The sequence below is a fragment of the Mesorhizobium sp. AR02 genome (assembly GCF_024746835.1).
GTDB lineage: Bacteria > Pseudomonadota > Alphaproteobacteria > Rhizobiales > Rhizobiaceae > Mesorhizobium.
On the sequence record NZ_CP080531.1, the window covers coordinates 2661705 to 2673097 of the forward strand.

Here is an 11393-nt window from a genome sequence, read left to right on the forward strand (position 1 = left end):
TCTCCCCGTTTACGGGGAGAAATGCCCGGTCCACCCTCCGCAGCTGCTGCGGAGGACGGGCAGGGCAATGAGGGGCAGCGCCGACCTATGAATAGTGATCGCGGCGGCTCAATGCGACGCCCTTCGATCCACTGCTCTTGCCCGTTCAGCCCTTCGCCTTCAGTTCCAATCTCCGCGCGTGCAGCACCGGTTCGGTGTAGCCATTGGGCTGGCTGGTGCCCTTGAACACCAGGTCGCAGGCGGCCTGGAACGCGATGGACGTGTCGAAATCCGGCGCCATCGGACGGTAGAGCGGATCGCCGACATTCTGGCGGTCGACGATCGCCGCCATGCGCTGCAGCGAATCCCGCACCTGGATTTCCGAGCACACTTTGTGACGCAGCCAGTTGGCGATGTGCTGCGAGGAGATGCGCAGCGTGGCGCGGTCTTCCATCAGGCCGACATCGTTGATGTCGGGCACTTTCGAGCAGCCGACGCCCTGGTCGATCCAGCGCACGACGTAACCCAGAATGCCTTGCGAATTGTTGTCGAGCTCGCGCTGGATCTCGTCCGGTGTCCAGTTCGGCCGCACCGCGACCGGCACCGACAGAATGTCGTCGAGCTTCGCCTTCGGCCGGCTCTTCAGCGCCGCCTGCACGGCATGCACGTCGACCTTGTGATAATGCGTGGCATGCAGCGTCGCCGCCGTCGGCGACGGCACCCAGGCGGTGTTGGCACCGGCCTTGGGGTGGGCGATCTTTTGTTCCAGCATCGCCGCCATCAAATCCGGCATCGCCCACATGCCCTTGCCGATCTGGGCGTGGCCGGCGAGCCCGCATTCGAGCCCGGTGTCGACATTCCAGGCCTCATAGGCGGAAATCCAGGCGGCCTGCTTCATGTCGCCCTTGCGGATCATCGGGCCGGCTTCCATCGAGGTGTGGATCTCGTCGCCAGTGCGGTCGAGGAAGCCGGTGTTGATGAACACCACGCGCTCCCTTGCGGCCCGGATCGCCTCCTTGAGGTTGACGGTGGTGCGCCGTTCCTCATCCATGATGCCCATCTTGATGGTGTTCTTCGCCATGCCGAGCAGCGCTTCGACGCGATCGAAGATCTCAACGGCGAAGGCGACTTCCTCCGCCCCGTGCATCTTCGGCTTCACCACATACATCGAGCCGGCACGGGAGTTTTTCCGCAGTCCCTTCGCTCCGACATCGTGCAGCGCGATCAGCGCCGTCATCGCCGCGTCCATGATGCCTTCGGGCACTTCGTTGCCGTCGCGGTCCAGGATCGCCGGATTGGTCATCAAGTGGCCGACATTCCTGACCAGCATCAGCGAGCGGCCGGGCACGGTGAGCTGGCCGCCGGCAGGCGCCGTGTAGGCGCGGTCTGGATTGAGCTTGCGGACAAAACTCTTGCCGCCCTTGCTGATCTCTTCGGCCAGATCGCCCTTCATCAGGCCGAGCCAGTTGCGGTAGACGACGACCTTGTCTTCGGCATCCACCGCCGCGACCGAATCCTCGCAGTCCTGGATGGTGGTCAGCGCCGATTCCAGGATGACATCGGCAATGCCGGCCGGATCGGTGCGGCCGATCTGGTTGTTGCGGTCGATGACGATCTCGATATGCAGGCCGTTCCTGACCAGCAGCACAGCATCGGGGTTGGCGGCATCGCCGCGATAGCCGGCGAATTGCCTGGGATCGGCCAGCGTCGTCGAGCCGGCACCGGCACTCAGCCGCAGCGCGCCATGCGCCACCGAAAGGCCGTTCACCCCGGCCCATTTGCCTGAGGTGAGTGGAGCAGCCTCATCGAGAAAAGTCTTCGTCCAGGCCACGACCTTGGCGCCGCGCGCCGGATTGAAACCCTTGCCCTTTTCAGCGCCGCCCGTTTCGGGAATGGCATCGGTGCCGTAGAGCGCGTCGTAGAGTGAACCCCAGCGCGCATTGGCGGCATTCAGCGCATAGCGCGCATTCATGACCGGCACGACCAGCTGCGGCCCGGCAACGACGGCGATTTCTGGATCGACATTCTCGGTCGACACGGTGAAGGCCGGCCCCTCGGGAACGAGATAGCCGATCTCCTTGAGGAAGCCCTTGTAGGCCTCCATGTCGATGGGCGCGCCGTTGTCGCGATACCAGCCGTCGAGCTTTTCCTGCATGGCGTCGCGTTTTGCCAGCAGTGCGCGGTTTTTCGGCGCAAGATCGTGGACGATGGCCGAAAAACCGTCCCAGAACGCATCGGCCGCGATGCCGGTGCCGGGCAGTGCTTCCTTGGCCACGAACTCATGCAGCTCGCGGGCAATCCGCAATCCGGCGATCTCGATGCGATCGGTCATAAGCTTGTCTCCAGACGAAAGGCTCGGGCGGGCCTTTGGCATGTCGGGTTTGCAGGGTCAATTCGGCTTAAGGTGAAGGGGCCATTTAGGCAAGGTTGGCGAAGCTGCGTCCTTCTCCCCGTTTACGGGGAGAAGATGGCGGCAGCCAGATGAGGGGCGGCTCGGTGTAGGTCGAAGTGGCCGCACAGTGAAACAGCATTTCGTCGGCGCTGCCCCTCATCCGCCCTTCGGGCACCTTCTCCCCGTGAACGGGGAGAAGGAAGAAGCTACACCGCGATCCTTGGCCGTCCCGAGGCCACCGCTACGACATGCGCCTCGATGAACATGCGCTGGGCTTCGACGGTCGAAACCCTGAACTCCGTCGCGACATCAATCTCGGCGCTGTCGGTGCCGGCGTCCTTGGCGCGCTGGGCGACAATCGCCCGCACATCGGCCTCGGCGGCCGCGATCGCCGCCGCCTCGTCGAGGAAATCGCGCACCGTCTCGCCCGAGGCAAGCCGGAACAGCCCTTCCTTGGGCTGGCTGACCCGCGCCTCGGCCGAGACCCTGACCTGGCCGACGACAGCGCCGAGCGCGTTGGCGACATCGGTATCTTCCGGCACCACGCAGTCATTGCCGACCAGGGGCGCCAGGCCGGCATAGTGCAGCGGCGCCGAGGCGCCGAGGCCGATGACCGGGCGGTCGAGCGCGACGCTGAGGCGAGCGATGCCGGGGTGGGCGTCGACAGCGCGCTGCACCAGTGCGTGCGCCACCGTCGCGGCGCCATCGAGCCCGTCCTCGGCGAAGGCGGTTTCCAGGATGTATTCGGCCGACCAGCGCGTCAGCGTCACCAGCACCCGCTCCGAGATCACCTCCGGTGATGCCGCAATGGGCTGGCCACGGCCATCGCGCTTGCGGGCGAACAGCTCGGCGCCAAGGCGGGCGGTGGCAGCATCCCAGTTGGCCTGCTTGCCAACCACATGTGCAGCGTCCGACGGGGTGAAGCCTGAGATATGCACCAGCCCGCGCGAAACCAGCCGGTTCAAGGTTGCGTTCTGGGCATTCGATGTCAGCAGCCTGTCGAGGGCAAGCGGGGTCGCGCCGATCGCCTCGTAAAGTCGTGCTTCCGGAGCGGTGAGACCCGCTGCAAGCCTGTCCGGTACGCCGGTGCGCACCGCGAAGCGGCCATCCATGCGGCCGGGGTTCGGCGCCCGCAACTGACGTTCGAGCTCCGATTTGACGGCGTCACCATGCGCCATGCCGGCCAGCGCCAATGGCACCAGGCGGCGCGGGCCGAGCAGGATTTTCGGGTTGAGCGCGCCATCTTCCAGCGCCACTTCGGAATCGCCGCCGAGGCCGAAGGTGCGCATGGCGACCGCCTCGACCATGGTGCGGAAGCCACCGACGGTGGCGCCTTCCGGGTCAAGCCGCGGCCGGCCCTTGTCGAGCACCGCGACATCGGTGGTGGTGCCGCCGATGTCGGACACCACGGCATTGTCGAGCCCGGTCATATGGCGGGCACCGACCAGGCTGGCGGCCGGACCGGAGAGGATCGTTTCGATCGGCCGCTGGCGCGCGAACGCCGCCGAGACCAGGGCGCCATCGCCGCGCACCACCATCAAGGGGGCAGCGATGTCGCGGGCTTCCAAAAACCCTTCGGTCGCCGCCACCAGCCGGTCGATCATCGAAATCAGCCTGGCGTTGAGCAGCGTCGTCAGCGCACGGCGCGGGCCACCGAGCTTGGCCGACAGTTCGTGGCTTGCGGTGACAGGCAGGCCGGTCTTGTCGCGGATCAGCTCGCGCGCGGTGATTTCATGCGCCGGGTTGCGGGTGGCGAAATAGGCGCAGACGGCAAAGCCGGACACCGAGGCGCCGAGTTCCGGCAAGGCGGCCTCAAGCCCGGACAGGTCGAGCCTGGCGGCATTGCCGTGGACGTCGTGGCCGCCCGGGCAAAACACCACCGGATCGGTGCCGAGCGCCGTCTTCAGCCCGTCGCGGGCGAGGTCGGCTTCGGAAAAGCCGATCATGACCAGCGCCACGCGGCCGCCCTGACCCTCGACCAGCGCATTGGTGGCAAGCGTCGTCGACATCGACACCAGTTTGATCGCGGCCGGATCGGTACCGGCCTTTTCGAGCACCGCGTCGACCGCGCCGGAAATGCCGACCGCCAGATCATGCCGCGTGGTCAGCGCCTTGGCCTTGGCCAGCACCTTGCCCTTGTTCGGCCCCTGCTGTGGGCCTTCGGTTTCAGACCACAGCACGGCATCGGTATAGGTGCCGCCGGTGTCGATGCCGAGGAACAGTGGTTTTGGCTTGGTCTTGGCGGTCATTACTGATGGCGGTCCGATTTATCTGCCCCTGCCCATTAGCCGATACGGAGCGGGCGATAAAGCCGCGAGCGCTGGGCCAAGGGAGACGTGGTTGCTTTGGCGAACAAGCAAGGCCGGCGGGACAGCCCCCCTCTGCCCTGCCGGGCATCTCCCCCGCAAGGGGGGAGATCAGATGTCATCTCCGCTTTCGCCAACCTTCAACGTCGCAAAAATGGCACCGCCAGCGAAGCTGCCAATCTCCCCCCCTTGCGGGGGAGATGGCCGGCAGGCCAGAGGGGGGTGCTGTCCCGCCGACCTAAACGCCTACCCCACAAACCCCACCCGCTTATGCGACCCATCACAAAACGGCTTGTTGGCCGAGTGGCCGCAGCGGCAGAGGAAGGTGCGTTGGGAGCGGTCGATCGTATGACCGGTGCCGGTGACGATTTCGACATTGCCCTCGAGCTTGAGCGGGCCGTTGGTGGTCGGCGTCACTTTCAGCGGGCCATTGCGCGCTTCGAGCGCCGGCGTGTCCTTCAGCGCCGGTTCGCCTGTGGCGGTGAAGCCGGCCTTGGTATGGCTGCCATCGCAGAACGGCTTGTTTTCCGAAGCGCCGCAGCGGCAGAGCGTGGCGCGATAAAAGGTTTCGTCGTTGAGCACGATCTCGGCGTGAACGGCGAGCGGGCCGTTTTCGCGCAGCCGCACGGTGTTGACCACCGGCGGCTGTTCCTGAGGCCCACCATCCTTCCTGACATAGGTGATGGCGCCCGAGGGGCAGTTTTCGGCGATTGCCACCACCTTCTCGACGCTTGCCGCATCGGGGTGGATCCATTGGCCCGGCGCGTTGGGCACGAAGACATGCGGATCGCCGAGCACGCAATTGCGCGAATGGATGCAGCGCTTGCCGGAAAATCCGACGTCGATCTTCTCGCTTTCGACCATGCCGGCCATCGCGGTGCTCCTGTTGCCTGGAGCGCGGCGCGCCTGAATGCACAGACGCGGCGCGCTTTGGGTGTTTGAGCAGGCTATGGCTCGAACAGGAAACCCGTCAAGCTGGCAAACCGGTCAGGGGACGAGATTGATCTCCTCGGTCTCGCCGCCGCTGCAGGTGTAGCAGCAGTCGTCGCATTTTTCCTTGTTGCCGGGGCCGACGCCCCAATAGGTGCCCTCGTCGCCGTCGACCCAGGCGCCGTAGCAGATCGATTCACCCTCATTGCAGGAGATCGGCAACGACTTGGTCTCGCCATCGTCGAGATAGAAGTCCTTGCCATCGCCCGGCCAGACATAGTCGCGGTCCTGGCTGTAGAGCTCCAGGCGCATGGCATTGGGATGGCTGTTCTTGACGGTGAAGGTGACGTCGCCGGCATGGGCGGCAGACGCAAACAGGACGGCAAGCGAAAACGCGGCGGCGAGCCGGCGCGCGGACGTGAAAGACATGGAAACCCCCGATGAAGAATCGGCCCCCACGGCCGATGGAGGGGATCATGCCATGAGACGGGCGGGCGCTAAAGGGATGATGGCGACAATCCCTGATATAATCGCGCGAGCAAACTGGTGAACCGGCGTCATTGCAGCCTTCGCCCTAAAGCGCGGCGCGTCGAAACGGACTCATGCGTCGCGCTTTAGGCCTTTGGTCTTTATGCATGTCGTCTTCCCAAAACCGAGATCACTTTTGGGCGACATGCATTAGCGTTGCCAGAAGGGCAGCTTGGCGATCTCTTCATCGACCTGCCGTCTGGTCAGGCCGATATCGTCGATCAGGTGCGGATTGGTGTCCGAGATTCGCTTGAGGTCCCAGCGAAAGTGGGCCCGTTCGCGCCAGGCCGCGATGGTGTTTCGCAGGCCGGCAAGGCTAGAGCGCCGGCGCGACGCCTTCCCGGCGGGCGTTCCCCGCCGCACTGCCTGATGCGGGGCCGATGCAAGGATATTGGTCATGGCAACCTCCATGTGGTTTGGGGCCCATACGGATTGGGAATGGGCAGCCCTCGACCTGAATGAGGTTGAATTCTGCAGGATATGGACGGCGCCGTAATTAAGCCCTCCCAAATAGTTCTCAAAAGTTCCAAATGGGCTCTAACTCTTTGTTTTGACGTCATTCCCAAGGCAAAGCGCCAGGCGCTTTTCCCGGCAAACCGCCTCACACTTTTCCTCGAATTGCTCTATAGATGCGCCCTATGCAGGGATCGCGCTTTGCCTTTGGTCCGTTCGTGCTTGATCCGGGTGCGGGAACGCTGCTTCGGAACGACGATCCCGTTGCCGTCGGCTACCGCGGGCTGAAGCTGCTTGCGGCGCTCGTCGGACGGCCCGGCGAAATCCTGGAGAAGGCCGAGCTGATGGACGCGGCGTGGCCGGGCACGGCGGTCGAGGAAGGCAACCTCACCGTCCAGATCGCGCAGCTGCGCAAGCTGCTTGGTCCGCCCGCCGACGGAGGTGAATGGATATCAACGGTTCCGCGCGTCGGCTACCGCTTCACCGGTGCCATCGAACAGCTCGACCGCGCGAAGCGAAAACATTTGCCGCTGCCCGACAAACCATCGATAGCGGTGCTGCCCTTCGTCAACCTCAGCAACGACCCCGAGCAGGAGGCCTTCGCCGACGGGTTGACCGAGGATCTGATCACCGACCTGTCCAGGGCCTCGGGCCTGTTCGTTATCGCCCGCAACTCGACCTTTGCCTACAAGGGCAAGGCGATGGATGTGCGCGCGATCGCCGAGGAGCTTGGCGTGCGCTACCTCCTGGAGGGCAGCGCCAGACGCGCCGCGGGGCGCGTGCGCATCAACGCACAGCTGGTCGACGCTGTGAGCGGCGAGCATTTGTGGGCCGAACGCTTCGATCGCGGCCTGGACGATATCTTTGCCGTTCAGGACGAGGCCACGGCCAAGATCGTGGAGGCGCTGCTCGGCCGGCTGCGCGCGCCGCCGCCGCGCAATCGGCCCAACAATCTGGAGGCCTACGATCTCTGCGTGCGGGCGCGAAAGCTGATCGACGGTTCGCCGCAGACGGCACGGGAAGCGCATCTGATGCTGACGCGTGCGCTTGCGCTGGATCCGGACTACGCCGAGGCCTATCGCTGGCTTGCCATGAACCACTGGATGGGATGGGTGCATTGGGGCGAGCCGGTTGAGCCCAACCGTCGTATTGCCCTGGAATTGGCGCGCAAGGCCGTGACGATCGATCCCAACGACGCCGGCTGCCGCTGGGTGCTCGGCAATTTGCTTGCCTATGAGCACAGCTTCGAAGAGGCGGATGTGGAGTTCGCCAGGGCGTTCGAACTCGACCCGAACGAGGCCGACGCCTGGGCGACACTAGCCGACATCTCGACGCTGGCCGGGCGGGTCGCGGAGGGCCTCGAGCAGATCCGCAAGGCGTTCCGGCTGAACCCGTTTCCGGCAAGCTGGTATTATCTTACCCTTGGCCAGGCGCAGTATGCGGCGCGCGACTACGAGGCCGCCGTCGAGACCTTGCGCCGGGACGAGACCTATCGGACAAGCTCACGCCGTTTCCTGGCGGCAAGCCTGGCCCAGCTCGGCCGGCTCGACGAGGCACGCGCGGAGGTCGAACTGTTCCTCGTCGGCAACCCGCATTTCACAACCCGCTACTGGGTCTGGACCGAGCCATTCCGTGACGCAGCGATACTCGATCATTTCGTCGATGGCTTCCGCAAGGCCGGCCTGCCGGAGTGATCTGCCGCGGGCGTAGAGGCCCCAATCACGGCACCAGATCGATCGTCTCGGTCGTGTGCTCCACGCAGATGAAGCAGCAGTTGTCGCAAGGCTGGTCGTTATCAGGCCCGACACCGGCCGAGATCTGGTCATTGCCGTCGACCCAGGCACCATAGCAGATGCGCTCGCCCTGATTGCAGGACAGCGGCACCGATTTCTGGGAGTTCGGGTCGATCATGAACACCTTGTCATTGCCCGGCCAGACCGTCTCGCGGTCGCGGCTGAACAATTCGACCGCCACCGCCTCCTTGCGCAGGTTCTTGACGAAGAAAGCCATGTCGGCGGCTTGGGCCGAATTGGTGCAGACCAGTGCCGCGAGCACGGACATACGAAACAGCGTCACGGTCGGACCTCCCGAATCACCGCCGCAGAGTCGCATGGCCGCCCATGGCTGTCGCTCGCGTTTTTGACCTATTTCCCGGAAGGTTCTTGCACCGCGATCTCTCGCCCCAGCCGTATTGTTTCCCGCACCAGAAGGTCGAGGTCGTCGCGCCTTGTGCGATGGTTGGTGATCGCCACGCGCAGCCAATGCTCGCCATGCACGGTGGTGTCGGAGAGGGTGGCAATGCCCTGTTCCTGCAGCCGCAGCATGATCTCGGTGTTGAGCCCCTTCAGAGTCTCGCCGGCAAGGCCCGGCTGGTAGCGGAAGCAGACGATGTTGATGGTCGGCGGCAACGCCAGTTCCAGCGAAGGCTCGGCCTCGATCCGCCCGGCGAGATAGAAGGCTTGTGCGATGTTCTGGTCGATCAGGCGGCCGAATTTGTCGACGCCATGTTCCTTCAGCGCCATCCACACTTTGAGCGCGCGAAAGCCGCGCGAGGTCTGCAGGCCGTAGTCGTGCAGCCAGTCGCCGGAAGCAAGGCCGCGCGGCATCGATTCCAAATATTCCGGCGTCACCGCGAAGGTCCGGCGATGCGCGATGGCATCCCTGACCAGGGCGCAGCCGACCTCGAACGGCGCATGCAGCCATTTGTGCGGATCGAGCGCGACCGAATCCGCCCATTCGATGCCGGCAACGCGATGCGCATTGTCAGGCGCAATCGCGATCAGCGCGCCGATGCAGCCGTCGACATGGAACCAGAGGTCTTCCTCGTGTGCGAGTTTGGCGAGCGTCCGCAGATCGTCGATCGCGCCGGTGTTGACCGTGCCGGCATTGCCGATGACGCAGGCGGGTTTGAAACCGGCCGCGCGATCCTCTGCGATCACCGTTCGCAAGGCTGGTATGTCGATGCGCAGGCCGGCGTCGGTCGGGATGCGGCGCAGCGCCCGGTTGCCGAGGCCGAGCGCTTCCATCGCCTTGCGATGGCAGGAGTGGATCTGGTCCGAGCCATAGAAGCGCAGCGGCTTTTCGATGGCGACGACGCCGTGCTCGCGCACATCGATGCCGGCCTTGGTGTTGCGCGCCACGGTCAGCCCGATGATGTTGGCCATCGAGCCGCCACTGACCAGCGTACCGGAGGCGGAGGCCGGAAAGCCCAGCATTTGCTTGCACCAGTTCACCACCTGGCTGTCCATCAACCCGGCGGCATGGTTGCCGCCGCCGAGATTGGACCCCTGGATTGCCGCCAGGAAGTCGCCGAGCGCGCCGGTGAAGTTGCTCGACCCCATATACCAGGCCCAGAAGCGCGGATGGATGTTGCCCATCGGATAGGACATCACCGTGCGCGAGACCTCGCTGTAGACAGCGGCCAGCGGCGCCGGTGATCGCGGCAAGGGTGCCGCGAAGGCTTCTCGCACATCCGCCGGCATCGGACGCCAGGCCGGGCGGTCCCTGACATGGCGCAGGTAGTCGACGGCATCGTCGATGACCTGGTGCGACAGGGCCTGGACAGCGGCCCAGTCGGCGGGGTCAAGCGTTTCCTCAGTCACCGTGCCAGGGGTTTCCTGCGCGATATCCATGACCGGTCTCCCGTCAAACCGCCGGGAACTGGCAGCCGGGCGTCGAGCGCGACAGCGCCGTCTCGTCGGCATCCATCTCGGCCTCGATGCCGTCGAACAGCGGCGTCGACATATAGCGTTCGCCGGTGTCGGGCAGCATACACAGGATCACCGATCCGGCCGGCGCCTTTTCCGCGACCTGCCGCGCCACGGCGAAGGTGGCGCCGCCGGAAATGCCGGTGAAGATGCCTTCCTTCTGCGCCAATGCCTTGGCCCATTTGATGCCTTCGGGCCCGGCAATCGGCATCACCTCGTCATAGAGGCTGCTGTCGATTGCCTCTTGCAAGACATTGGGGATGAAGTCCGGCGTCCAGCCCTGGACGGGATGCGGCTCGAAGGCCGGATGGCTGGCGGCAGGGGCGCCGTGCGCACCGCGCTGCTGCGCCTTGCCGCTGCCGACAAGTTGCGCATTGGCCGGTTCGGAGAGTACGATGCGGGTCTCCGGCCGCTCACGGCGCAGCACGCGCGCCACGCCGACCACGGTGCCGCCGGTGCCATAACCGGTGACGAAGCAGTCGAGCCGCGAGCCGGCGAAATCATTGACGATCTCGCGCGCCGTGGTCGCCTCATGGATGGCGGCGTTGGCGGCGGTCTCGAACTGGCGGGCGAGGAACCAGCCATTGGCCTCAGCCAGCTCCACCGCCTTCTTGTACATGCCAAAACCCTTTTCGGCGCGCGGCGTCAGCACCACCTTGGCGCCCAGCATGCGCATCAGCTTGCGGCGCTCGACGGAAAAGCTGTCGGCCATGGTGACAACCAGCGGATAGCCCTTTTGCGCGCAGACCATGGCGAGGCCGATGCCGGTGTTGCCGCTGGTCGCCTCGACCACGGTCTGGCCGGGCTTCAACGCGCCGCTGCGCTCGCCTTCCTCGATGATGTTGAGCGCCAGCCGGTCCTTCACCGAGGCGGCTGGGTTGAAGAACTCGGCCTTGACATAGATCGTCGCGTGGGCCGGTGCGAGATTGTTGATGCGGATCACCGGCGTGTCGCCGACCGTATCCAGAATGCTGTCGAACAGGCGGCCGCGCCCGGCCGTGGTCCTGATTTTCTGTTTGTTCAACATCGTTGATCTCCTCGATCGTGTTCATCTTCACAGGCCGGTTACAAACCGGAGGCTTGGGCGGCGAGGTTTCG

Annotated in this window: 9 protein-coding genes; 1 reads left to right on the forward strand and 8 read right to left on the reverse strand. The window is 65.0% G+C overall.

Features of this window, described 5'->3' with window-relative positions:
* Positions 1–145 precede the first annotated feature (145 nt).
* The 5 genes from DBIPINDM_RS16840 to DBIPINDM_RS16860 all read right to left on the reverse strand — a co-directional run bounded on the left by DBIPINDM_RS16840 (position 146) and on the right by DBIPINDM_RS16860 (position 6534).
* Entirely contained in the window at positions 146–2311 is a 2166-nt protein-coding gene (locus DBIPINDM_RS16840; RefSeq protein WP_258588296.1) for a malate synthase G, read from the reverse strand.
* A 266-nt stretch (positions 2312–2577) separates the two neighbouring features.
* Positions 2578–4620: a hydantoinase/oxoprolinase family protein gene (locus DBIPINDM_RS16845; protein WP_258588297.1), complete on the reverse strand. Its 2043-nt coding sequence runs from the start codon at positions 4618–4620 to the stop codon at positions 2578–2580.
* Between the two features lie 303 nt (positions 4621–4923).
* Positions 4924–5550: a CDGSH iron-sulfur domain-containing protein gene (locus DBIPINDM_RS16850; RefSeq protein WP_258588298.1), complete on the reverse strand. Its 627-nt coding sequence runs from the start codon at positions 5548–5550 to the stop codon at positions 4924–4926.
* Positions 5551–5664: 114 nt separating this feature from the next.
* A complete protein-coding gene (locus tag DBIPINDM_RS16855; RefSeq protein ID WP_258588299.1) occupies positions 5665–6036 on the reverse strand; it encodes a hypothetical protein in 372 nt (123 codons plus the stop codon).
* A gap of 249 nt (positions 6037–6285) precedes the next feature.
* Positions 6286–6534 (reverse strand): DUF1127 domain-containing protein, encoded by a 249-nt coding sequence (locus DBIPINDM_RS16860; RefSeq protein WP_258588300.1) that lies wholly within the window; start codon positions 6532–6534, stop codon positions 6286–6288.
* Positions 6535–6764: 230 nt separating this feature from the next.
* Here DBIPINDM_RS16860 and DBIPINDM_RS16865 point away from each other — a divergent pair, with 230 nt between their 5' ends.
* On the forward strand, positions 6765–8282 hold the full coding sequence (locus tag DBIPINDM_RS16865) for a winged helix-turn-helix domain-containing tetratricopeptide repeat protein (protein ID WP_258588301.1): 1518 nt from the start codon (positions 6765–6767) through the stop codon (positions 8280–8282).
* 25 nt (positions 8283–8307) lie between these two features.
* Here DBIPINDM_RS16865 and DBIPINDM_RS16870 read toward each other — a convergent pair whose 3' ends face one another.
* From DBIPINDM_RS16870 to DBIPINDM_RS16880, 3 genes are all read right to left on the reverse strand, one after another.
* Positions 8308–8664, reverse strand: coding sequence for a hypothetical protein (locus DBIPINDM_RS16870; RefSeq protein ID WP_258588302.1), 357 nt, complete (start codon positions 8662–8664; stop codon positions 8308–8310).
* A gap of 68 nt (positions 8665–8732) precedes the next feature.
* Positions 8733–10220 carry a pyridoxal phosphate-dependent decarboxylase family protein gene (locus DBIPINDM_RS16875; protein ID WP_258588303.1) on the reverse strand — a complete coding sequence of 496 codons (1488 nt, stop codon included), beginning with the start codon at positions 10218–10220 and terminating at the stop codon, positions 8733–8735.
* A 13-nt stretch (positions 10221–10233) separates the two neighbouring features.
* On the reverse strand, positions 10234–11322 hold the full coding sequence (locus tag DBIPINDM_RS16880) for a PLP-dependent cysteine synthase family protein (protein WP_258588304.1): 1089 nt from the start codon (positions 11320–11322) through the stop codon (positions 10234–10236).
* Between the last annotated feature and the right edge of the window lie 71 nt (positions 11323–11393).